General features: G+C 41.8%; 19 protein-coding genes, 1 tRNA gene and 1 riboswitch. Of the genes, 6 read left to right on the top strand and 14 right to left on the bottom strand.

Annotated elements, in window-relative coordinates:
* Positions 1–3: 3 nt before the first annotated feature.
* Genes serS through AB9K32_RS12225 form a run of 3 tightly spaced genes read right to left on the bottom strand, consistent with a single transcriptional unit; the run spans position 4 to position 3,572 of the window.
* Positions 4–1,275, bottom strand: a complete 1,272-nt coding sequence (gene serS / locus AB9K32_RS12235; RefSeq protein ID WP_369885352.1) for a serine--tRNA ligase — start codon at positions 1,273–1,275, stop codon at positions 4–6.
* A 50-nt stretch (positions 1,276–1,325) separates the two neighbouring features.
* The gene (locus AB9K32_RS12230) at positions 1,326–2,642 is read right to left on the bottom strand and encodes an HTTM domain-containing protein (protein ID WP_369885351.1); all 1,317 of its coding nucleotides are present in this window, start codon (positions 2,640–2,642) and stop codon (positions 1,326–1,328) included.
* Positions 2,643–3,572 (bottom strand): bifunctional riboflavin kinase/FAD synthetase, encoded by a 930-nt coding sequence (locus AB9K32_RS12225; protein WP_369885350.1) that lies wholly within the window; start codon positions 3,570–3,572, stop codon positions 2,643–2,645.
* Positions 3,573–3,629: 57 nt separating this feature from the next.
* On the opposite strand from AB9K32_RS12225, the gene AB9K32_RS12220 reads away from it, so the two are divergent.
* A complete protein-coding gene (locus AB9K32_RS12220) occupies positions 3,630–7,427 on the top strand; it encodes a reprolysin-like metallopeptidase (protein WP_369885349.1) in 3,798 nt (1,265 codons plus the stop codon).
* Positions 7,424–8,110 (top strand): hypothetical protein, encoded by a 687-nt coding sequence (locus tag AB9K32_RS12215; protein WP_293297334.1) that lies wholly within the window; start codon positions 7,424–7,426, stop codon positions 8,108–8,110. The genes AB9K32_RS12220 and AB9K32_RS12215 overlap by 4 nt, the downstream gene beginning before the upstream one ends.
* A 6-nt stretch (positions 8,111–8,116) precedes the next feature.
* Here AB9K32_RS12215 and pth read toward each other — a convergent pair whose 3' ends face one another.
* The 3 genes from pth to AB9K32_RS12200 form a co-directional block, all read right to left on the bottom strand.
* Positions 8,117–8,746, bottom strand: a complete 630-nt coding sequence (gene pth, locus AB9K32_RS12210) for an aminoacyl-tRNA hydrolase (protein ID WP_224835685.1) — start codon at positions 8,744–8,746, stop codon at positions 8,117–8,119.
* Positions 8,747–8,831: 85 nt separating this feature from the next.
* The gene (locus AB9K32_RS12205; RefSeq protein WP_224835684.1) at positions 8,832–9,467 is read right to left on the bottom strand and encodes a 50S ribosomal protein L25/general stress protein Ctc; all 636 of its coding nucleotides are present in this window, start codon (positions 9,465–9,467) and stop codon (positions 8,832–8,834) included.
* Between the two features lie 24 nt (positions 9,468–9,491).
* Positions 9,492–10,433, bottom strand: a complete 942-nt coding sequence (locus tag AB9K32_RS12200) for a ribose-phosphate pyrophosphokinase (protein ID WP_224835683.1) — start codon at positions 10,431–10,433, stop codon at positions 9,492–9,494.
* Positions 10,434–10,595: 162 nt separating this feature from the next.
* On the opposite strand from AB9K32_RS12200, the gene AB9K32_RS12195 reads away from it, so the two are divergent.
* Both AB9K32_RS12195 and AB9K32_RS12190 read left to right on the top strand, forming a co-directional pair.
* Positions 10,596–10,677: transfer RNA gene (locus AB9K32_RS12195), tRNA-Leu, on the top strand.
* 539 nt (positions 10,678–11,216) lie between these two features.
* Positions 11,217–13,394: a TonB-dependent receptor domain-containing protein gene (locus tag AB9K32_RS12190; protein ID WP_369885348.1), complete on the top strand. Its 2,178-nt coding sequence runs from the start codon at positions 11,217–11,219 to the stop codon at positions 13,392–13,394.
* A gap of 163 nt (positions 13,395–13,557) precedes the next feature.
* Here AB9K32_RS12190 and AB9K32_RS12185 read toward each other — a convergent pair whose 3' ends face one another.
* The 6 genes from AB9K32_RS12185 to AB9K32_RS12160 form a co-directional block, all read right to left on the bottom strand.
* Entirely contained in the window at positions 13,558–14,538 is a 981-nt protein-coding gene (locus tag AB9K32_RS12185) for a transporter (protein ID WP_369885347.1), read from the bottom strand.
* Between the two features lie 4 nt (positions 14,539–14,542).
* A complete protein-coding gene (locus AB9K32_RS12180) occupies positions 14,543–15,589 on the bottom strand; it encodes a cytochrome-c peroxidase (protein WP_369885346.1) in 1,047 nt (348 codons plus the stop codon).
* Between the two features lie 52 nt (positions 15,590–15,641).
* On the bottom strand, positions 15,642–16,439 hold the full coding sequence (locus AB9K32_RS12175) for an MbnP family protein (protein ID WP_369885345.1): 798 nt from the start codon (positions 16,437–16,439) through the stop codon (positions 15,642–15,644).
* A gap of 157 nt (positions 16,440–16,596) precedes the next feature.
* Positions 16,597–16,968: a hypothetical protein gene (locus tag AB9K32_RS12170; protein ID WP_369885344.1), complete on the bottom strand. Its 372-nt coding sequence runs from the start codon at positions 16,966–16,968 to the stop codon at positions 16,597–16,599.
* Positions 16,969–17,036: 68 nt separating this feature from the next.
* The gene (locus AB9K32_RS12165; protein WP_369885343.1) at positions 17,037–17,528 is read right to left on the bottom strand and encodes a PAS domain-containing protein; all 492 of its coding nucleotides are present in this window, start codon (positions 17,526–17,528) and stop codon (positions 17,037–17,039) included.
* A gap of 19 nt (positions 17,529–17,547) precedes the next feature.
* Positions 17,548–17,931 (bottom strand): acyl-CoA thioesterase, encoded by a 384-nt coding sequence (locus AB9K32_RS12160; protein ID WP_369885342.1) that lies wholly within the window; start codon positions 17,929–17,931, stop codon positions 17,548–17,550.
* Positions 17,932–18,091: 160 nt separating this feature from the next.
* A riboswitch (cobalamin riboswitch) is annotated at positions 18,092–18,297 on the bottom strand.
* Positions 18,298–18,722: 425 nt separating this feature from the next.
* On the opposite strand from AB9K32_RS12160, the gene AB9K32_RS12155 reads away from it, so the two are divergent.
* Together AB9K32_RS12155 and AB9K32_RS12150 are read left to right on the top strand one after the other, a co-directional pair.
* Positions 18,723–19,997, top strand: a complete 1,275-nt coding sequence (locus tag AB9K32_RS12155; protein ID WP_224835676.1) for a ribonucleotide-diphosphate reductase subunit beta — start codon at positions 18,723–18,725, stop codon at positions 19,995–19,997.
* 3 nt (positions 19,998–20,000) lie between these two features.
* Positions 20,001–21,791, top strand: coding sequence for a ribonucleoside-diphosphate reductase subunit alpha (locus tag AB9K32_RS12150; protein WP_369885341.1), 1,791 nt, complete (start codon positions 20,001–20,003; stop codon positions 21,789–21,791).
* Between the two features lie 168 nt (positions 21,792–21,959).
* On the opposite strand, the gene AB9K32_RS12145 is transcribed toward AB9K32_RS12150, so the two are convergent.
* Together AB9K32_RS12145 and AB9K32_RS12140 are read right to left on the bottom strand one after the other, a co-directional pair.
* Positions 21,960–22,439 (bottom strand): DUF4625 domain-containing protein, encoded by a 480-nt coding sequence (locus AB9K32_RS12145; protein WP_369885340.1) that lies wholly within the window; start codon positions 22,437–22,439, stop codon positions 21,960–21,962.
* 49 nt (positions 22,440–22,488) lie between these two features.
* Positions 22,489–23,274 (bottom strand): DUF4625 domain-containing protein, encoded by a 786-nt coding sequence (locus AB9K32_RS12140; protein WP_224835673.1) that lies wholly within the window; start codon positions 23,272–23,274, stop codon positions 22,489–22,491.
* Positions 23,275–23,287: the final 13 nt, after the last annotated feature.

Here is a 23,287-nt window from a genome sequence, read left to right as displayed (position 1 = left end):
ACCTTAATCGATAGTGTCAAACCCACAATAAGGAACCAAGACTTCGGGAATTTTTATGCCTTCCTCTGTCTGATAGTTCTCCAAAATCCCTGCGAGTACCCTTGGCAATGCCAAAGAGCTTCCGTTTAAGGTATGGGCCAGTTGGCTTTTCCCATTTTCGTCCTTGTAGCGCAGTTTTAATCGATTGGCCTGGAAGGTCTCGAAATTGGATACAGAGCTAATTTCCAACCAACGGTCTTGTGCCGTGGAGAATACTTCAAAATCGTAGGTTAGCGCAGATGTGAAACCTAAATCACCACCGCACAAACGTAAAATGCGATAAGGGAGTTTAAGTTCTCGAAGAATATTTTTTATATGTTCCACCATCTCATCCAGCGCTTGGTACGAATTATCGGGGTGCTCCATGCGTACAATCTCCACTTTATCGAATTGGTGCAAACGGTTCAAACCACGGACATGGGCGCCATAACTTCCGGCTTCGCGACGGAAACAAGGGGTGTATCCGGTATATTTTATGGGGAAATCGCTCTCTGCCAAAATATCCCCCCGGTGCAAGTTGGTCACGGGAACTTCTGCCGTTGGAATCAGGTAGAGGTCGTCTGCCTGTACATGGTACATTTGGCCTTCCTTGTCGGGCAACTGTCCCGTTCCATATCCGGAATCTTCGTTGACCATGAGCGGAACTTGCATTTCGGTATATCCTGCTTCGGTGTTTTTATCCAAGAAATAGGCAATCAAAGCGCGCTGTAATCGAGCACCCTTTCCCTTGTACACAGGAAAACCTGCTCCGGTTATCTTAACACCAAGCTCAAAATCTATAATGTCGTACTTTTTTGCCAGTTCCCAGTGTGGAAGAGCTCCTTCGGACAGGGTCGGTACATCCCCTTCCTTGAAAACCTCTTCGTTGTCCTCATCGGAATTCCCAGCAGGAACAGATTCATGGGGTACGTTGGGAATCAAATACAGTTGCTGTTGAAGTTCTTCTGAGGTAGTATTTAAGTCGTCCCCTAATTTTTTTGATGCTTCTTTGAGTCCAGCGGTTTTTTCTTTTAGAACATTGGCTTCTTGTGCTTTTCCTGTTTTAAAAAGCATACCGATCTCTTTGGAAAGTTTGTTGGATTCGGCCAAGGTCGCATCCAGTTCCGTTTGTATGGAACGCCTTTTTTCATCGAGTTCCAATGCCTTTGATAGCATTGGTTCGGCATCGATGTTTCGCTTTTTTAATGCGATAATAATACTTTCCTTGTTTTCCCGGATGTTCTGTATTTGAAGCATGGCCTTGTTTTGAGCGGCAAATTTAATTTAATCTGAAGAAGTGCCCAACTTTATTCCTTTGGAGATGGCAGAATCCAATCGTTATGGGCAAAATGTTTCCATGGAACGTTGGCCAAATCCACTTTTGGGTCTATAAATTGTTTATAGCTCCCTTGATTCACTCTAACCTTGTTGTCCACAAACACTTGTATGCTTTCTCCTTTTTTTGCGTATTCCATTTTAAGGTGTTGGGCAAACTGCCAAATAAAATCGGGATAGCATGTAACCCTGCGACGTTGTTTTTTTGTAAGATACTTATCCAAATCGATTTTGATGGTGTCTTTGGTTTTGGGGTTTACCACTTTATAGGTTATTCTCCCGCCTCGACTCCGCAACATCATGCGCCAGCTTAAGCGATGACCTTCTTCGGTCCAGAGGACATCATCTTTAAAAAAATGATGCCGAAGCGGCAACGCTATTTGAACTAGAAAATAAATGCCCAGAACCGACAAGATCATGTTTTTGGTTTTTGGTATGATGATGTTGGCTTCCGGGGCAAATGTTTTGGTTTTTAAAAAAATGTTTCGAATAGTCTGTGGTTCAAAAAAGAAAACGGTAAATGCTAAGGACAGGTATGGGAAAATCCCAATTTGAAACACGATACTATTGAACAGATGAAAGAAAATGGAAAGCAGAAACGCAATTTTACGGGTTGGTTTCCAAAGGAGGGCGGGTACGATCAAGAGGTCAAAACTAATACCAAATATGGCAATGATCTTATGAACCCATTTTTGTTGAAGAAGTTCTCCGATGATGTAATAATCTTTTTTGGAGGTCATCAAAACGTCTATCATGCTAAAATCCAACCAATCCGCATATAATTTAGCTACAGATGCATAGGTGTAAACAATGAACAGTTGTAGGATTATGACCCATCGGACCCCGTTGTACATGGTCTGTGAACGTAAACCCAGATTCAACTTTGCATCTAAAGATACATCTCGGTTTGCCGGTAGGAACGCCATAATATAGGCAAGGAGCATCAATAAATAATAATGGTTGTTGTACGATGATTTTTGCATTAGATACACACCAGACCAGAGAATTGCGAAGGCCAGCGCACTGAACCGATACTTATAACCTAGGGCGATCAGTAGTCCTAATGTGCCCATTACCGCAAAGTAAATGTACATGCCGTTACCGGGAAGGGGCTGTAACCATTCAAAACCGATAAAGGAGAAAGTAAACCGAGGTTCCACCAAAGTTCGTCTGACCCAGCCCGTTGCTATGGCGCCATAACATTCCGCACTGACCAACAATCCATAAAAAATCCTGAAAACCACAAGTTGGGCATTGTCAATCTTCTTGAAAAGAAATTGGTCGAACATTTACTTGGAGATTAGGTCCAACGAATGATTTTTGTCTTTTTTTAATTGCTCTTTAAGTTCTTCAATGGAGTTGAACTTATGCTCGTCCCTAATGCGGTGCAACAGTTGTACCTGGATTTTTGTATCGTAAAGATTTCCTTCGAACTCAAAAAAATTGACTTCTATACTTTTTCGTGAACCATCTACGGTAGGGTTGAACCCAATGTTCATCATTCCAAAATACGTATTGCCACCAAGGTCGCTTTTTACTACATAGGCCCCATTTTTTGGAATAAGTTTATAGTCTTCCGCGATATGGAGGTTGGCCGTTGGAAAACCAAAATCCCTACCCAATCCTTTGCCTTTTTTTACGGTTCCTGTGAGCATGTAAGCATAGTTGAGGTAACTGTTCGCTGTTTCCACATCACCTTCCATAAGCGCCTTTCTTATTTTTGTGGAACTCACCGATACGTCATCTATCTCTTGTGCTGGTATTTCTTCCACTTCAAAATCGAAAGTACTGCCAAAGGCCATTAAATCTTGAATATTGGCATTCCGGTTGCGTCCAAACCTATGATCATAACCTATAATTATTCTTTTTGATTTAATATTGTTTACAAGAATATCCTGAACAAAATCTATCGCAGAAAGCCGTGAAAATTGCTTGGTAAAAGGATGAATAATCAAATAATCCAGCCCAAGGGTCTCCAAAATCTGTTTTTTCTCCTCAAGGGTGTTCAATAGTTTAATGTCCACATCTTTTTGAAGAACCATACGTGGATGTGGAAAAAAAGTGAGCACTGTAGATTTTAAACCTGTGTTTTTGGCATTGTTTGTGAGGCGTTCCAGTATCTTTCGGTGTCCCAGGTGTACTCCATCAAAAGTACCAATGGTGACCACCGTTTGATGTGGAACGTTCTTAAAATCAGAAATGTTATGGATTGTTTCCAACGCAATAAAGAAATAAAAAAGGCTTACATTTGAATTTATACTATGCCCTGACCGTGTATGAAAGCTAAATTACATCTTGTTTTCTCAATAACCATATTTTTTAGTTGCTTTTGCATATACGGGCAACAAAGTTATTGGAAAACAATTCCCAAAAAAGCAAGTTTTAAAAGTGTTTCACTGACCGATATTTCTGAAGCAAAACTGGTATTGACCCTTGATAGGGAGGGTTTTGCAAAGCAAGTGTCCCCTAGTTTGAACGCTAAAAGTGGCCAACAGGTGGTTCACCTTCCCAATAATGAAGGAAATGTAATGCCCTTTAAAATTAAGGAAACCTCTGTTCTGCATCCGGATTTAGCAAAAAAGTATCCGAATATCAAATCTTATACCGGCATAAGTCTAGATGGTAGATATAAAGTTAAACTGAGCAATTCGCACAAAGGTGTCCAGTCCATGGTCGTGGATTTGAAAAATAACAAAACTACCTTTGTGGAACCAGTTTCCGACCAAGAGGACACTTATGTCCTATACGATAAAAAAAACGGGCTGTCCTCAAAAATTGGCTTTACCTGCGGAACGGAGAAAGGTATTTTTGGTATGGTCAATAAATCTCTGGGACACACTGCAAAAACCATTGTTCCCTTGGTTGATGGTCAGGAGCTTAGAAAATATAGAATAGCGGTATCGGCATCTGGAGAATATACCCAAGAAATGGGTGGTACGGTTGCGGATGCGTTGGCCGGAATAAATGCGACTTTGACCCGGGTAAACGAAGTTTTCGAAACAGATTTAGGGGTAACATTGGAACTGATTGCCAATAACGATCAAATAATTTTCACCAACCCCAATACGGATCCTTATGGGAATTCACTGAATTCTCAGGTACAGTCGACCATAACCTCTACAATCGGAGAAGAAAATTACGATGTAGGTCATCTTTTTCACCAAGTGGGAGAAGGCGAGGATAACGGTAATGCTGGTTTTATTGGTGCGGTCTGTGTAGATAACCGAAAAGGTAGTGCCTTTTCGGCGGCCAACGTGCCTCAGGGCGATGTGTTCGATCTGGACTATGTCGCCCATGAGCTTGGACATCAATTTGGAGCAAACCATACATGGTCTTTTGAATCCGAAGGAACAGGTGTTCAGGCAGAACCTGGTAGCGGTACATCCATAATGGGGTATGCCGGTATAGTCGGCGTAAACAATGTTGCTGCAAATGGCGATGACTATTTTCATTACAACAGTATTCTTCAGATTTCCACCTATTTGGCGACTACCTCCTGTGCCCAGACCACAGCATTGGTAAATTCGCCCCCTGTACTTACCCCGGTGGGTGACTTTACCATTCCCAAGGGAACGGCATTTGTTTTGGAGGGCGAGGCTACCGATCCGGATCTGGGCGATGCTTTAACTTATACTTGGGAGCAGATCAATGATGGTTTGGTGACCGTGAATTCGTTTGGGCCAACAAACCCCAATGGTGCCAATTTTAGATCAATGCCGCCAACTAGCGACCCCCGCAGATTTTTTCCAAGGCTGTCCGAAGTGGCGCAGGGCAATCTAACACAGACCAATCCTACTATTTCCGATACTTGGGAAACTGTATCCGAAATAGAGAGGACCCTTAGCTTTGCTTTTACTGTTCGAGACAATGCAATCGGGGGTGGACAGGTGGTTTCCGATATTTTGGATGTTCACGTAATTAAAGCAGCAGGGCCGTTTGTAGTTACCTCTCAAGCAAGTCCGCAAACTTATACCGCCGGTTCCGTACAGGAAATTACTTGGGATGTAGCCAATACCGATTTAGCTCCCGTAAATGCACAGACCGTGGATGTTTTCCTTTCTTTGGACGGCGGGCTTACTTACCCGATCACACTTTTGGAAAACACGCTCAACGATGGATCCGAGGAAGTGCTCCTTCCAGGAAATGCCTCCACAACGGCACGAATAATGGTCAAGGCCAGTGACAATGTTTTCTTTGCGGTCAATTCATCCGATTTTACAATTGAGGAATCGGAAGTGGTGCTGAATTTTGAAAAGCTGGAATACGAAGTTTGTCAACCAAACGATATCATCATCCCATTTGTTTATGAGACCTATAATGGATTTAACGAGAATTCTACCTTTTCGGCAGATGTGCCGGGCGGTTTACTGGCTGGTTTTTCCCCAGTAGCTGCAACAGTCAATGATACTGCCGTAGATCTGACCTTGTCCAATACCAATGGTGTTGCCCCGGGCGTGTACGATATTACGGTAACGTCTACTTCTGCTTCGGTAACAAAAAGTGTAGTCTTGTCTCTTAAAGTTCAAGATGGTACATTTTCAAATGTAACTTTGCTTGCACCGGTAAACGGTGAAGTTGGTGTTTCTTTGGACGCTGAACTTAGTTGGGAAGACAATCCTTTATATTCCAGTTATGATTTGGAAATTGCAACTGATGCTGGATTTTCTGATATTGTTGAATCTGCCACCGTACCGTTTACCAAATACAAAACAGTGACCAATTTAGAGGCCGAAACACAATACTTCTGGAGAGTTAGGCCAAGTAATGGATGCGCAAGCGGCACATTTGGAACAATATTCGGTTTTACGACCACCCAGGTCGATTGTAAAAACAGGGAGCCGGGTGATTTGCCCATTTCCATTTCTTCCGGTGCTGCAACCACCATTTCTACATCTGTCATATTTTTGGAAGATCTTCCAATATCCGATGTTAACGTAAATTTGGAATTAGATCATACCTATTTGGAGGACCTAATAATCAAACTTATTTCTCCACAAGGAACCGAAGTTACCTTGATCTCAAACACATGTGGGTCGCAAAACAACATCAACGCAGTTTTCGATGATGATGGTGATCCCCTCGAATGTTCGGGAAGCCCGGCCATATCCGGTACAGTGTCCCCTTTGGGTTCTTTGGCTTCCTTAAAAGGGGAATCAATTCTTGGGGAATGGACATTGGAAATATCGGATACAGCTTCGGGTGATGGTGGTACTTTAATAGGTTTTTCGTTGGACGTGTGTATAGAGGGGGCTTATAGACCCGATGAGGATGAAGATGGTGTGTTTGATGATGGTGACGATCTTTGCTTGGGAACACCAAAGGGAGTCGAAGTAGATACCAACGGTTGTGCTATTTATAGATTTGCTGCAGATAACTTCGAAATAGAACTCCAAAGTGAAACATGTAGGGTGAATAATGATGGAACCATTACGGTGACTCCTTTTGATACATCTATCACCTATACGGCACAGTTGGAGGGTGGAGCAGGAGCTGTTTCTGTTGATTTTACCGATGGACAGACCTTCAATAATTTGTCAGCAGGAGAATATACGCTGTGCATAACCGGTACCAACGGCTTGATAGACTACGAAGAAGTTTGCTACAATTTGGTGATTACCCAACCGGATGTTCTGGACATTGATGCGTTGGTTGATTCTGGTATGGTAACGGTGGAATTAAGAGGTTCGGAATTTTATAACGTAGAATTGAACGGTTTGGTCACCCAGACCGAGAATTCTAAAATTCAACTCCCCTTAAAAGATGGAAATAATGTGCTCAGGGTGAGTTCCGATCTACCATGTCAAGGAGTAGTGGAAAAAAATCTATTCTATTCTTCACGGTCCATACTCTCCCCTAATCCGGTAGATGCGGCCACCGAAGTTTATCTTGGCGGGTACGAAGGAGAACTAGGTATAAAAATATTTACCGCTAATGGAAGATTGGTCCATACCGAACGTAGAGCGGTTTTCGGTGAAAACCTAGTGTTAGATCTATCATATTTGGCCAAGGGGATCTATTATTTGGGACTGGAAAAAGAAGGAGAGAACGACATGTTTAAATTCATAAAAAGATGATTCGGAATATAATTGGACTTTTTGTTTTGGCTGTATTTGTTTCTTGTGGTGGAGATGATGGTCCGCCACCGGCCCCGCAAGGTGCAGCTCTGGTATTTCCCGAGGAAAATTCCGAATGTACAACAGGGACGGAGGTTAACCAGACATCTACGCAGGTAACTTTTAGGTGGATGGCATCCAGCAATACGGAGCGTTACACTTTAAATGTTGTGAATTTGAATACCAATGTACCTCAAAATTTATCCACCGTTTCTACCTCGGCCAGTCTCACTTTGGCCAAGGGAACACCATACTCTTGGTCGGTTACTTCACAAAACGCTTCGTCGGATCAAGTAGCGACCAGTGAAACGTGGTTGTTTTACAATGCGGGGTCACAGACCACATATGCTCCGTTTCCGGCTCAGTTGGTACATCCGCTTTCAGGTTCCACGGTAATCAAAGATGTTGCCAATGAAGTTCTATTGGAATGGACAGGTGCAGACGTGGACAACGATATAGAATCTTTCGAGGTGTTTTTGTCCACAACAAATCCGCCGACAACTTCTGTGGGCCTTGCCAATGCAACAGATATGGAGCTTTCTGTAAGTGTTGAATCTGGAACTGTCTATTATTGGAAAGTGGTGACAACAGATCTTGAGGGGAATACCTCGGATTCCGGTGTGTTTGACTTTAAAGTCCTCTAGTTTTTTCTATTTACCGTTGAATTGGTTCATGGTGTTTTTGGTTCCTGCGAACACAAAGGAGCGTATTAGATCTATAGACTTTTTTAAACGTTCGGGCATAGCTTTTTGTTGTTCGTCGTTCCAACGCCCCAATACATAGTCTACTTGTTTGCCTTTGCTGAAATCGGCGCCCACTCCAAACCTAAAACGATTATAACCGCTGGTTTGCAACACATTTTGGATATCTTTTAAGCCGTTATGGCCCCCATCGCTGCCCTTGCTTTTTAGTCGCAATGATCCAAATGGCAGGTTTAGGTCGTCTGTAACGATCAATATATTTTCCATTGGTATGTTTTCCTTGTCCATCCAATATTTTACCGCCTTCCCGCTCAAGTTCATATAGGTAGAAGGTTTTAGGCAAACAACACTTTTTCCCTTGTGTTTAAAGGTGGCTACAGCTCCTAGTTTTGCATTCTCAAAAACAAAGTCCTCCTGCTCGGCCAGATAATCAAGAATTTTAAACCCGATATTATGGCGTGTTTCGTCGTAGTCCGGTCCTATATTTCCTAGACCGACAATCAAAAATTTTTTCATGGGGTCGTTAACTTGTAATAGTTTTTTGGGTGGGCCAAAAAGCTTATTGATGAAATTGAGCATCGCTCGTAATTGAATGGCTTAAAAATACAAAAGCATCCCATATTACTAAAGTAAACAGGGATGCTTATGCTAACTAGTGAAAGGGTTACTCTGCAGCTTCAGCTTGTGGAGCGTCTTCAGCAGGAGCTTCTCCTTCTGCACCTTCTTCGTCTTCATCTTCAGAATCATCAACAGATGTTCTAGAGGCTTTGACCTGTACGATAGCGGTACTGTCCGGGTGCAAGAATGTATAGTCATCGTTAAGAATGGTTTCTACTGCAATAGTTTGACCTATTCTTAATTTAGAAATGTCCACGGTGATAAAATCAGGAAGCAATGCGGGCAAAGCTCTGATCGAAAGTTTTCTTTTTCTGAATAGTAATCGTCCACCATTTTTCACACCTGGGGAGTTTCCTTCCAAACGTACGGGAATACTCATGGTAATTGGTTTGTCCTCGAACAATTGGTAGAAATCCACGTGAAGGATTTTATCCGTTACCGGGTGAAACTGAATATCCTGCAAAACTGCGTCAAATTTTTGACCGTCCTCCAATTCAATTACTGCGGTGTAGGCATTTGGGGTGTACACCAAGTCTTTGAATGCAAGCTCTTCAGCTGAAAAATGCACTGGCTTATCCCCTCCGTACAGTACGCAAGGGACCTTTCCAGCATTACGTAAGGCTTTGGTAGAAACCTTGCCCACGCTTTCTCTTTGGGATCCTTTGATTGTAATTGACTTCATTGTTATATATTAAAATTGATTTATTTACATTAAAAATTTTGAAGATATCGAAGTGTTGTGGTGTACCCGGTGCATTACATCTGCAAACAGGTCGGCACAGGACAATATCTTTATTTTACTTTGGTTGCTATCTACCGGGATGGAATCTGTTACGATCAATTCCGTTAGTCTTGATTTTTCTATTCTTTCGTAGGCATTACCGGACAAAAGGCCATGGGTTGTAACGGCCCGCACGCTTGCAGCCCCTCTCTCCATCATCAAATCCGCAGCCTTGGTAAGGGTACCTGCGGTATCGACCATATCATCTGCAAGGACCACATTTTTTCCCTGAACGTCACCGATCAGCTCCATGTGGGATATTACATTGGCTTTGGCTCTTTGCTTATAGCAAATAACCACATCACATTCCAATGCTTTGGAATAGGCATAGGCTCTTTTAGAACCGCCCATGTCCGGAGATGCGATACAAAGGTTGTCAAGATTTAAGCCTTTTAGGTAAGGCAAAAATAGTGTTGAGGCGAACAAGTGGTCCACTGGTTTCTCGAAGAACCCTTGGATTTGATCCGCGTGCAAATCCATGGTAATGATTCGGGTTGCACCTGCGGTCTCCAGCATTTTTGCAACCAATTTAGCGGCAATTGGAACCCTTGGTTTGTCCTTTCTATCTTGTCTTGCCCATCCAAAATAGGGCATAACGGCCGTAATGTGCCTGGCAGATGCTCTTTTGGCGGCATCTAACATCAACAACATTTCCATCAAGTTTTCCGAGCTTGGATTGGTTGAGCCAATAATAAAAATACGGGCTCCTCGGATGGATTCCTCGAACGATGGTTGAAATTCACCATCGCTATAGCGGGAGAATTGGACTTTTCCCAATTCGGCACCATAGGAAGCAGCGATTTTTTTACCGAGCTCTACACTTTGGGTACAAGCAAAAATTTTTGGTTCCGGAACTTGATAGGCCATTACAAACTCTTGTTAACTAGCGTTTTAAAGTACTTTTTTGTAAAGAGGTGCAAATTTAAGAATTAATTCGGGTTGATAAAGTATAAATGAAAGTATTTTTTGGTGATATATAAAAATATTTTTTTAGCTTTGCACTCGCATTTCAAAAATGTGATACCATTTGCCTTGGTGGCGGAACTGGTAGACGCGCTGGATTCAAAATCCAGTGTCTTCGGACGTGTGGGTTCGATTCCCACCCAAGGTACAATTGAAGACCCCGACAATCATAAATTGTCGGGGTCTTGTTGTTTTATTGCCTGCTTTAATTTGTCACTACATCATATGTTATGCAGTCAATAGCTATTTTTCATACTTTTGGATTATGAAAGTCTTGGCTGTCATCTTGTCCTTATTGATTGTGGTCCTGTCATCATTTCCATGTTGCCAGGACGATGATTTGTGCCCCGACTCCACATCTTTGGCCCACACGAAAGAGCATTGTGCGCACGATGATGTTCCACACGATGATGATTCTCATAAAAATCAATCACCTTGTTCCCCATTTTATAATTGTGGTCGATGTTCAGCATTTACTATAAGTTTAAGTTCAATTGATTTTGTGGCATACGAGCCGGAACCTGAGATTTTGCCAGTTCCGTATACTGAATCGTTTTCTAAAGAATTTTACTTTCTAGACTTTAAACCTCCCCGGGTTTTTTTGAAATATCACTAATTGTTAGTTCACAACTTTCTTGGTAATTCCTGTTTGACCAAGAACACAATCATTTCAAAAAATCAAATTAAATGAAATTTAAAATATTAATGGTACTGTCCCTGTTCGGGATGGTATCCGCGTTTGCACAAAGCACATTGAATGTGTCAGTTAAAGATTCCCATAGCAATGAACCCCTGATCGGTGTCACGGCCATTCTGGAATCCCTGGAAATAGGAGCAATTTCCGATGAGAATGGGAACATTCAAATAGAAAATATCCCTAATGGTACCTTTACATTACAGTTAAGCTATATAGGATATGCACCTATTAAAAAATCATTGACATTTCCGTTGGGCCAATCATCTCAAATCTTAACTTTTAAAATGGTGCCACAAACGGAAGAAATGGAAGAGGTTACCCTGGTATCCACTAGGAGCACCCGAACCATTGAGGATATCCCGACGAGGGTGGAAGTAATTGCAGGGGAGGAGCTCTCCGAAAAAGGAAATATGAAACCGGGGGATATCCGTATGCTTTTAAATGAAAGTACCGGAATACGTACACAACAGACCTCGGCAACAAGTTATAATTCCAGTATCCGCATCCAGGGTTTGGATGGCAAGTACACGCAACTGCTACGGGATGGATTTCCATTGTACTCTGGATTTGCCAGTGGCCTAAGCCTAATGCAAATTGCTCCCTTGGACCTTAAACAAGTTGAGGTGATTAAGGGGTCAAGCTCCACTTTGTACGGTGGAGGCGCTATTGCTGGCTTGGTCAACCTTATTTCCAAAACCCCCGAAGACGCTCCTGAGTTTAGCTTTATGGCCAATGCTACTTCGGCACTCGGTTTGGATCTGAGCGGTTTTTATTCCCAAAAGTTTGATAAGGTCGGCACCACCGTGTTCGCTTCCTATAATTTAGGAACACCCTATGATCCAGCAGATATTGGATTAACAGCCATTCCAGAGTTTGATAGGGTCACCCTAAACCCAAAATTATATTGGTATTTGGATGAGAAGACTGAATTGATGTTGGGTGTAAATGCTATTTGGGAAGATCGTCTTGGAGGTAATATGGATTATGTAAAAGGTGACGAAGTGGTCGATACTTATTTTGAATCGAACGAAACCGAAAGGCTCTCCACCCAGCTGGGGTTCAAACATTCTTTTAATGAACAAAACCGTTTAGAGCTCAAAAACAGTTTTAGTTTTTATGATAGAACCATCCAGGTGCCGGATTTTACTTTTTCTGGTTATCAACGCTCATCTTTTAGTGAACTTAACTATGCCAACAATTCAGAAAGTGGATTGGAATGGGTGTTTGGGGCAAATCTTTGGACGGAATATTTTAATGATACCCGTGGCGATGAGTCCCAAGCTTTGGATCAATCCTACCAGATACTTGGATTGTTTGCCCAAAATGTATGGCCCATTGCTGAAACTTTGTCCTTGGAAACCGGTTTTCGCGCGGATTTCCATTCTGATTATGGCGCAATGGCCCTGCCCAGATTATCCGTACTCTTTGAACCCAGCCAATCCCTCACCTTTAGATTGGGGGGCGGAATGGGCTACAAAACGCCCACTGTGTTTACCGAAGATGCCGAACGGGTACAGTTTAGGAATGTATTGCCCATCGATGTGGACCAGACCGATCTTGAAAGGTCCATCGGGGGTAATTTTGATGTAAACTATAAATGGACACCTTTTCCCGGTGTGGTTATGACCCTGAACACTTTGCTTTTTTATACTAAAATTGATGACCCCATGGTATTGGAATTAACTGATAGTGGATACTATACTTTTCTACAACCAGATGGCTATGTGGATACCCGTGGGGCAGAGGTGAACTTGAAAGTGAAGTATGGGGATTTTAAATTGTTCACCGGATATACCCATGCCAATGTAGAACAACATCAAAATGGCACGGTAACAGATTTTCCATTGGTGGCCAAACATCGTCTGAACAATGTGTTGATGTATGAAAAAGAAGAGAAATTTTGGGTAGGATTGGAAGCCTATTATTATAGCCCCCAAAAGTTGAGCACAGGAGAAACGGGGCAATCCTATTGGATAATGGGACTCATGAGTGAAAAGAAGTTTGGTGATAAATTTTCAATCTTTCTGAATTTTGAAAATTTCTTGGACACTCGTCAAACGCGATTCGACCAAATTTATACTGGTAGCTTAAGCGACCCGGAGTTCTTGGATATATACGCCCCTGTGGATGGTTTTGTGGTGAATGGTGGAGTGAAAATCAAGCTTTAGCCAAAACCCGATTGAATGGAATGAAGCCGACTAAAAAGTCGATTTACGCCAAACTGAACTTGATTGAGTGTCTCATCATAATTTGCGAATCAGCATAATGGGACATCGAATTGAATTCAGAATGATGTATTTCCGAACATTTTAGTCAGCTTCATTTTTTATGTCAAATATTGATATTAAGATACACGGAAAACCTGTTTTTAACCTCTACCTTTCCATTGTTCAGGTCCTGTGCAATGGGCAACATGGTAGAAACGCCCAGTGCGTATTGTTTAAAATTCACTTCGACGCCCAATTTGCCAAAAAAAGCATTTCCCCCCGTATCTGCTACCTCTAAACCATATGCTTCGTTTTTATCAAAATATTCGCCGCCAACACCAAGTTGGGGGGTTAACACAAAATTAGTCCCAAAATAATAGGTTTTGTAGGTGTTGAGAGCGTAATTAAACTGATTTCCAAAACGATATTCTTTATCGTTTTTCGACTTTATGGTGTAATTGGCCATAACGGACAAGCCCCAATTTCGATGGGTGATACCATAATTGGCGGCCAACAGATAATCCCAGCTGCCAGTTCCCAATTGAAAACTGGGGTTGACACTGCCTTCAAGGTTTGCTTCATCAAACTTGCCCGTTGGCATTTTAACACCACCTCCCAATTGCAAAGTATGTCGGGGTTTGATTGAGATAATGCTATCCGGGGTTTGTTTCAGTATTTGATAGAACCCAAGAATGGTAGCATCGCCAATTCCGTTGATGCTTTGTTCCGTATTATCTGCAAATTCCCTAGAGTGGAACTGATAGGGGAGTACGGCATTGATGATAAAACGCTCTCCAAGTGGAATCTGTGTCCATAATTGTAGGGTATTGAAGTGCTCATCAATCCACGGCGAATTGGCAAAAATACCATCACGGGACTGATAACGCTGGGCTATATACCTGAACCCTATGAAATTGTTGTTCAATCCGGTGCCAAAACCCATGCTTCCGCCATTTCCGCTACAGCCGCAAGTATCGCAAAATTCATCGAACATCATTAGGGTTGCCGATGTGGTTTTGGTACATGGATTTACGGGTGTTTTATTGGATGTCCCGGTATGGATTCCTAAAATCAATAAAAAAAGTAGTGTTATGTAAATTTTCATAAGATTAGTATTCGGCGAATCTTTCGTCATTAATAAATTCTTGATCGGTAAGGGTATTTAAAAAGGCGATCAGGGCTAGTTTTTCTGTTTCGACCAGAGAAATTCCCAGACCTTCATCTGTTTTTAACAAGGGGTCCAGCGTGGGTGAGTCCTGAACCCCATTTTGATAGAAGTTCAGTACGGACTCCAAGCTTCCAAATCTACCATCGTGCATGTATGGGGCGGTCAGGGCCACATTCCTTAAACTGGGCACCTTGAACTTGTAATTGTCATCCGAACTGCCACTTACCAAAGCCCTTCCCAAATCATTGATATTTGGATTAGGGGGCAAGCCATTGTTCCTAAAACTTCCATCGGAAAACAGGTCGGAGGTGTGGCAGCTAGCGCATTTTTCTTTGAAAATAGACATACCGTGAAGTTCTTGGTCGGTCAAAGTAACCCCATCTTCGTTCCGTACATATTTGTCGTATTTGGAGTTATAAGAAACCATCATCACCATAAACTGTGCAATGGCTTTCAAAAAGTTCTCGTGGCTTACACCGCCTTCTTCAAAAGCGGCATTGAATGCATTTTGGTAATCGCCATCTTTCTGTAATTTTTGAAGAACTCCTGTCATGGTTTCTCCCATTTCCACCTCGTTTGTAATCGGGATTATGGGAAAAAGATCCAAGTGATTGGTGGCTCCGTCCCAAGCGAATTCCGAAAAGAAAGCCATGTTGGCAATCGAGGGAGTGTTTCGGGTTCCTTCTAAATCGTTTATGCCATGGCTAAATTGATGACCATGGTGCGTGAACGAAAATTTTTGTTCATGACAAAAACCACAGGATATAAAACCGTTTGCTGATAATTTGCCATCATAAAACAGTTTTTTTCCCAATTCAAAACCGAATTTGGTAGGAGGATTGGCTTCTGCATTATAGATCATTGGCGGAAAGTTTGAAGGTATGGTAACGGACAAGAGTTCGTTGTCACCAATACTCTGGTACTCCTCATTGTTTTGGCTGCAGGCAGATAACGTCATTAGCAGGATTGCCCATATTAGATGTTTCATAAGTATAAAATTGAATTTGAGGGCTGTTCATAAAATGAACAGCCCATAAAATCTAGTGTGAGCTTCCGTCTCCGTTGTGTACGTGATCCACAGTGAACATATTTGATGTGTTTGTGGCGATTAGGGGTGATTTTTCCTCGCTGACCATAATTACCGCTTGTTCGGTAAGCGATATTTTATGCTGTCCATCCAGTATATTACCGGCATTGGCCACAATATGGATTATCGGGGTCATATCATCACTGACCAAGGCATCTGTTCCAAGGCTTAGTGTGGTTTCTTTGTAATTGTCCAAGCTGGAACCGTGACTTCCCATATGAATCTTAAAATTGGTGTCATCGGTAACCGTGGCCGAGGTAAACGTTCCCTCAAAATTCAGGAACTTGTAGCCGGCTTGCCAGGACCACATCATATTATTGTTTTCAGCTTCGGTAAGGAGGTCTCCCTGTCCTTCGGCTCCCAAGAGATACTTTTCTTGGTCCACACCAATTCCAAACGTTATTGAAGTGTACTTGCCGGCAGGAACATCGTAAAGAACTACTTCTGTTTTTCCGGTTTCTTCGCTTGTTATAAAAAAGCCCGTATCCTTAGGATAGGTGAATATATTACCATCTTCATCGGTCAGCCTAAAATTCCCGACAATGTAGTTTAGGCGTTCTATGGTCAAGGTCTCATTCTGGGAATTGGTGTAGGAAGATCCTAAAATAAGGTCGTCCCCGGATACGCTGTTGTCAAATTCAATTTTTACCATTCCGGTACCTGTTAGTTGCGTAGAATCGTCATCGCTGCTGCATGATGCCAATAAAATGGATAAAAATAATACGGTTGATAATTTATAAATTGATTTCATCTGTAATTCAAATAGTTATGAGTTGGGAAGCCTCTGCTTAAAAGCCTCCCGGATTAAAAATGTTACATACATGTGCCAAGGGCACAGTACTTAAAAGTATAGGCACAGTTGCTTTTTTCCCTTTAGGGAAATAGCACAACTATAAAAAAGGTCGGTGTTAGCAAATGATGGGCGGTCGAAAAACCGAAGCTGTAAATTGGCGCGGTTTGCTCGAGGTAAATTCAGGTAGTTGGTCGTTTTCCAAAGTTTGGGGAGCAAAATCACAAAAAAGAATATCCACAAAGCCGATGGGATACTCTTTCATGTTAATAGAGGGTAGATTTTGCTTTTTTTCGTCTTGTTCTTCTTGCAGCATTTTGGACAGATAGCACTTACCGTTACAGTTGAGCATTGGTTTGTCCTTGTTCACGCACAAATACTCGGCAATGTAGTCTTGGTTGACCACATATTCAAAAACAGGAAGTACGGGCCTTAACATGGCCATTACATACAAAAGTGTGAACAATATGGGAAGACTCCGCTGTTTCAAGAAAGATTTTTTGAACCTGTACAAATATAATCCACTTAATTGATCGATGTAAAAAAAAGCTGTCTGTTTTAAGCAGCTTTTAGTTCTTTTTCCAAAGCTATGAAATAGGATAGTTTTTTTTGGGGGCTATAATGTGGCAATATTTTGATGTGACATAGATAAGGTTCGCCATTTTTGCGATAGTTGATCACCGCGCCATCAAAACTGTGATGCGCGTTTAACTGTTCCCTAATTTCTTTTTTGATGGTTTTTGATGTTTCTTTTCCTTGTAAAAAGCTCGGTTTTTTCTGTAGCGCGTAATTTTTTCGATACCCTGTCATTTCTATAAAACCATCATTCACCCAAAGAATGGAATGGTCCGGGTCGGTAACGACCAAGGCGTCGTAGTTTTCCTTTATTATAAGACTCTGATTCTCTTGCGATATTTCCTCACCAAGCAGGTAGGTGATTTTCTTTAGGTCTGCTTCTTTTTTTAGGTTGCCCAGTAACCTGTGATAGCTTTCCAAATAAAAATCAAAGCTTAGTAATGGGGATGCCTGGAGTTTGTTGTCTTTCGTCATTGTTTTGTTCTACGTTAAATTAAACCACTGGAATTGGTGTTTTGTCCTGGTTCAAGGCAACAAAGGTGAACTGGCCGCAGATGGCCTTTTCCCTTTGGCTGGAATACATTTCTTCCAAATAAATGTCAACTTGCACTTTTAAACTTTTGTTGCCCACCTTTATTACTTCGCCTATCAGTTCAATAATGGTACCTGCAGGAATTGGGTGGTCAAAATCTATACGATCTGTACTTACGGTCACCATTCGTTTTCTGCTGAACCGTGTTGCAGTAATAAAGGCAACCTCGTCCATTAGGCTAAGTGCGGTTCCGCCAAACAAGGTGTCGTAGTGGTTTACGGTATTGGGGAATACCGCTTTAAAAATGTTTGTTTTTGATCGCTGTATACGTTCGCTGATTTCCATGGCAAAAGCTTTTATAAAATTGAACAATTAGATAAAAGCTCCTTAGCTCAACTTCGCAATGCCTTAAACAAGTGGAACGTGTGTGGAGTTTTGCCGGATAAGCCGGTGAAAGTTCAAACGTTCGACTTGCCCTTTACGCGAAGGCATCGTCAAAATCCTACAGAGTAGGAACGAAATGGGCAGGTATCCTGGCTTGTTCGATTTTTGCCACCTTCTCATCTTTTTTTGGGAAAGACAATGGTTTTTTGCAAAAACATACTATTCCAAAAACGGAATCGAACTTACAGTTGCGCGTCAGCTCGTGATTTACACACGATTCCCTTTTAATTCCGATATGTGTCGGAAACCCTATCGTTATGATAAAGAAATTAAGTAAAGAACTTATTTGGTGGTAAATGTATCGAAATTTGAATTTACCTTGAAATTATTTCTATCTGATTTTTATGCGGTAAAATTTAATGAACAGATCTTTTGGGGTTGGTGCTTGGGCGGAATTGGACAAATGATCTTTTTTTTGATTGAAATCTGCTTAAAGCCTTATGTAATAAGGGTGTTTGGGATTATATGTTTGCAATTGTTAAAAAACTGTGAAAAAGTATTTCTTGGCAGTCGATTCCAATGTGGATTTTTCTCAGCCCTTATCCTACGTTTGTTCCCATGGATTTTGAACGTCAAAAATTTCGAATGTTGATAACAGTGTTAAGAACCTGATCGACGAAACTTCAAATCGAAGTGAAGAAAATATGAATTTTACAGTCAAGCTATTTTTTCAACTCCAAACCGTTTTCTTCATGCAGATAACTCATATAACTAAGAGGGATTTTAGTACGCAAGAATTTGATTTACACAAGATTACGAATGCAATCTTGAAAGCCATGACAGCTGTGGAGCATGGCCAGATCACCGATGCGCAGACCATAGCCAGCAACGTAAATAAAGAGTTGTTGGAACGAAAGAGCCAAGACCAACATTATGTGCCCACTGTTGAAGAAGTGCAAGATGTTGTGGAGAACCAACTTATGGACAGTGAGTTCCACGATGTGGCAAAGGCATACATTATTTATAGGAACAAAAGGGCCCAAATGCGGGAGTCCGATATTTTTGAAAAACGAATAAACCTTAAACCTTACGAATACCCACAATTATACGAGTACGTTCCCGCGATCAGACACTCGTATTGGATACATACCGAGTTTAACTTTACCAGCGATATCCAAGATTTTAAATCCGGATTGACCGAAGTGGAACGAAGTGCCATTAAAAATACCATGTTGGCCATTTCCCAGATCGAGGTGGCCGTAAAAACATTTTGGGGCGACATATACCATCGTATGCCAAAACCAGAAATAGGTTCGGTGGGAGCCACATTTGCGGAGAGTGAGGTGCGCCACCACGATGCTTACTCGCACCTACTGGAAATTTTGGGACTGAACCAAGAGTTTGAAAACCTGAAGAAGAAACCGGTGATCATGAAAAGAGTGCAGTATTTGGAGACAGCACTTAAAAATGCAAAAAGCGAAAACAATAAGGAGTATGCCGAGTCCATTTTGCTATTTTCCCTTTTTATTGAACATGTTTCCCTTTTCTCCCAGTTCCTGATCATTATGGCGTTCAACAAACATAAAAATGTACTGAAGGGAATTTCGAACGTTGTGGAGGCGACTTCCAAAGAAGAGCAGATCCATGGTGATTTTGGTATCGATGTAATCAATATCATCAAAAAAGAACACCCGGAATGGTTCGATGATGCATACAAGGAAATGATCCAAGATATCTGTGAGAAGGCATTTGAATCGGAAAGTAAAATAGTGGATTGGATATTTGAAGCTGGTGAATTGGATTTCTTGCCCAAAAACTTGGTAAACGAGTTTATCAAGAACAGATTCAACAACTCATTGGAGAGTATCGGGATTTCTAAAATATTTGATGTCGATCAAAAATTATTGGAGCAGACCGAATGGTTCGATGACGAGATCATTGGAACAAAACACGGAGACTTTTTTGTAAAAAGATCCATTAACTATAGCAAAAGAACACAAAGTATAACAAGCGACGACCTTTTTTAAATTATGGAGAAGAGAACACAACTAACCCCGACCACAGACCAAAAACAAGACAATAAAACACAAGAACTTGTAAACGCAAGAAAGGATACCTTGTCCAAACTTAAAACCGAGGAAGATAAGGGGTTCGAATGGTTGAACGAGTATAGCCGAAAGTTTTTGGCATCTGGGTACCTAACCGAGGGCGTAACCCCTGAAGGGCGTATCCGCGAGATTGCCGATAGGGCCGAGGAGATATTGCAAATTCCTGGGTATTCGGATAAATTTTATGGATATATGTCCGAAGGATTTTTCTCCTTGGCATCTCCAGTTTGGTCCAATTTTGGTAAAAAACGTGGTTTGCCCATTAGTTGCTTTGGCTCACATATCGACGATGATATGGGGAATATCCTTTATACACAGTCCGAGGTAGGAATGATGTCCAAACTAGGTGGTGGGACATCGGGGTATTTTGGAAATATTAGGCACAGGGGTGCTCCTGTAAAAAATAATGGTCAAGCCTCGGGAGCAGTTCATATTATGCAGTTGTTCGAATCCATGGTGGATGTGGTTAGCCAAGGTTCGGTTCGTCGCGGTCGTTTTTCTCCATATTTACCGATCGATCATAAGGATATCATGGAATTTTTAGAGATCGGTACCGAGGGTAACCCGATCCAACAATTAACACATGGTGTAACGGTGACCAACCAGTGGATGCAGGAAATGATCGAGGGAGACGTAGAAAAAAGAACGGTATGGGCCAAAGTGTTGCAACGTAGGGGTGAAATGGGATATCCGTATGTGTTCTTTACCGATAATGCCAATGACGGTGCAGCGGATGTATACAAGGACAAGAACCACCGTATTCATGCCAGTAACCTGTGTACAGAGATTATGTTGCCATCTAATGATAACTGGTCTTTTGTTTGTGTGCTCTCCAGCGTAAACTTGATGCATTACGATAAATGGAAAAAAACCGATGCGGTAGAGACCATGGTCCATTTCTTGGATGCAGTAATTACAGAGTTCATCGAAAAATTGGAGGCTTACAGAGATTCTTCGGACAGAGAGGACAGACAGACTTTCCTATTTATGGAAAGAGCTTACAACTTTGCAAAGCAAAACCGTTCCTTGGGTCTTGGGGTCTTGGGCTGGCATTCTTTATTGCAGTCCAAAAGGGTGGCCTTTAACAGTCAGGAAGCGTATAACTTGAACAGCGAAATTTTTAGGGAAATCAAAGAACGTTCCTACAAAGCTTCAGAACAATTGGCCGAACGATTTGGTGAGCCGGAGGTGTTGAAAGGTTACGGAAGGCGTAACGCAACATTGAACGCGATTGCGCCTACTACCTCATCTGCCTTTATATTAGGTCAGGTATCCCAAGGAATCGAACCTATTTGGTCAAATTGCTACGTAAAGGATATTGCCAAGATCAAAACAACCATCAAAAACCCATTTTTAATAGATTTGTTGGAGGAAAAAGGACAAAATACGCCTGAAGTTTGGAAAAGTATCCGTGATATGGATGGTTCTGTACAACATTTGGACTTTTTGACCGAAGAAGAAAAGGCGGTCTTTAAAACCTATTCAGAAATAGATCAACTTGATATAATTTATCAAGCTGCCAATAGGCAGAACCATATAGATCAAGGGCAATCGGTGAACATTATTGTGCACCCGGACATGCCTACCAAGGATATCAACAAAATCCACGTTACCGCTTGGAAATTGGGACTTAAATCCCTGTACTACCAGCATAGCATGAATGCGGCACAAAAATTCAAGCAAAAGAAGGATTGTGTGAGCTGTGAGGCATAGAAAATCCAAATTTGACATTAAAAAAGGAGGTCCCGTTGTCGGGACCTCCTTTTTTTTGTTCTGTTGAAGAAGACTTTATTTAAATACGGGACCAATCATATTTTTGCGTCCGTGGTTTTAGTTTTTATTGCTGTGGGCAAATTAATAAAACGAAGGGCAGTCTCCGTTTTATTCCACAATCTTAATGTCCACAGAAGTTCTGCCTTGCCATCCAGTGGCATCCGTTACGGAGTAGGCACAATGGTAGTCGCCGGTATCTATATCTTCCGGTATGGTAATGCTAATATTGATTTCATGTGAAGTTCCACCTTCTGCAATAGTAAAGTTTTGCATGTAGATCAATGGATTTTCTGCACTTTTAACAGCTTCTAGATCACATTGAGCACCCTGGTCATCGTGGGTGTGGTGGTCAAAATTGTGATGTATGTCCAAACTATAGGAGGCCAAGGATACATTATCCGTTGCTTGAGCCTTAAATGTGTAGGTCTGACCCCTTTGCAGTACTTCGCAGGCTTGGGGAAAGCCACCCGAGAAGTTTATGCTGATCGCAGGCTTTTCTTCATCAACAGTAGAGTCGTCACTACTTGAGCAGCTCGACAAAAATATGATTGAAGTGGCGATAAAGATGTGTTTAAATTTTAGTTTCATAGTTTTTTTTAAAACCGTGGAGCCCTAAAGGGCCCCACGGATATTCATATTAAACTGTAGGTACTGTAATATCGATATGGTCTTCGAATTCGTGGATGTTTCCATCCTCGTCCTCGATAGTAAAAATAATGTGATATTCCCCTGCTGGAGCAGTAGCAGGTACTTCTATGTGCTCATGGAACTCTGCTTCGGTCAATTCGTGGTAATCCTCGGAAAAGTCGCCTTCGTAATCCCATTCCACTTCTCCTTCGCCTACTTCAAGGTCGTGGGCATGAACATCCACCAATACCTCATGTATACCATTTACCGCTTCGATCATAAATTCTATATGGAAATCGCTTCCTCGCTCTACGGTTTCATCCATTTCAAAATCGCTTACGGTTATAGGATCAAGAATTTGGATGTGACCTTCGATTTCCGTTGTATTTCCAAGGGCATCGGTCACTACCAGTTCAATGTGGTATTCTCCCGCGGGAATGTTGGTCGGAATATCAATGTGTTCATGGAATGTAGGGTTGATCACCAAGTAATCGGCATCGGTCCAAGTTTGTTCGTAATCCCAATCTACTTCACCTTCTCCGGCCTCTACCTCGTCTGAATGAATGTCGATGGAGATACTTTGTACAACTCCTTCGGCAGTAATTTCCGCTTCTAAATGAAGGTCCGATCCTTTATAGGCAACTTGATCGGTAGAATGGGCACTGCCCTCTCCAAATTCAAAATTGGCGATAACCGGGGCTGCTACTGCGTCGGTTCCATCATCATCGCTACTACAAGATTGAAGGGCTACGCCTAAAAATGCGATAATTGCAAGTGGTTTTAACATTGATTTCATTTTTCTTCTGTTT

Origin of the sequence: Allomuricauda sp. XS_ASV26 (assembly GCF_041224615.1) — a bacterium.
Lineage (GTDB): Bacteria > Bacteroidota > Bacteroidia > Flavobacteriales > Flavobacteriaceae > Flagellimonas > Flagellimonas alginolytica.
This window is presented reverse-complemented; position numbering and strand designations above follow the sequence as displayed.

Coding starts and splice junctions, on each gene's coding strand:
- serS (WP_369885352.1), bottom strand. CDS start 1,275: ATGCTTCAAATACAGAACATCCGGGAAAACAAGGAAAGTATTATTATC.
- AB9K32_RS12230 (WP_369885351.1), bottom strand. CDS start 2,642: ATGTTCGACCAATTTCTTTTCAAGAAGATTGACAATGCCCAACTTGTG.
- AB9K32_RS12220 (WP_369885349.1), top strand. CDS start 3,630: ATGAAAGCTAAATTACATCTTGTTTTCTCAATAACCATATTTTTTAGT.
- AB9K32_RS12215 (WP_293297334.1), top strand. CDS start 7,424: ATGATTCGGAATATAATTGGACTTTTTGTTTTGGCTGTATTTGTTTCT.
- pth (WP_224835685.1), bottom strand. CDS start 8,746: ATGCTCAATTTCATCAATAAGCTTTTTGGCCCACCCAAAAAACTATTA.
- AB9K32_RS12205 (WP_224835684.1), bottom strand. CDS start 9,467: ATGAAGTCAATTACAATCAAAGGATCCCAAAGAGAAAGCGTGGGCAAG.
- AB9K32_RS12200 (WP_224835683.1), bottom strand. CDS start 10,433: ATGGCCTATCAAGTTCCGGAACCAAAAATTTTTGCTTGTACCCAAAGT.
- AB9K32_RS12190 (WP_369885348.1), top strand. CDS start 11,217: ATGAAATTTAAAATATTAATGGTACTGTCCCTGTTCGGGATGGTATCC.
- AB9K32_RS12185 (WP_369885347.1), bottom strand. CDS start 14,538: ATGAAAATTTACATAACACTACTTTTTTTATTGATTTTAGGAATCCAT.
- AB9K32_RS12180 (WP_369885346.1), bottom strand. CDS start 15,589: ATGAAACATCTAATATGGGCAATCCTGCTAATGACGTTATCTGCCTGC.
- AB9K32_RS12175 (WP_369885345.1), bottom strand. CDS start 16,439: ATGAAATCAATTTATAAATTATCAACCGTATTATTTTTATCCATTTTA.
- AB9K32_RS12165 (WP_369885343.1), bottom strand. CDS start 17,528: ATGACGAAAGACAACAAACTCCAGGCATCCCCATTACTAAGCTTTGAT.
- AB9K32_RS12160 (WP_369885342.1), bottom strand. CDS start 17,931: ATGGAAATCAGCGAACGTATACAGCGATCAAAAACAAACATTTTTAAA.
- AB9K32_RS12155 (WP_224835676.1), top strand. CDS start 18,723: ATGCAGATAACTCATATAACTAAGAGGGATTTTAGTACGCAAGAATTT.
- AB9K32_RS12150 (WP_369885341.1), top strand. CDS start 20,001: ATGGAGAAGAGAACACAACTAACCCCGACCACAGACCAAAAACAAGAC.
- AB9K32_RS12145 (WP_369885340.1), bottom strand. CDS start 22,439: ATGAAACTAAAATTTAAACACATCTTTATCGCCACTTCAATCATATTT.
- AB9K32_RS12140 (WP_224835673.1), bottom strand. CDS start 23,274: ATGAAATCAATGTTAAAACCACTTGCAATTATCGCATTTTTAGGCGTA.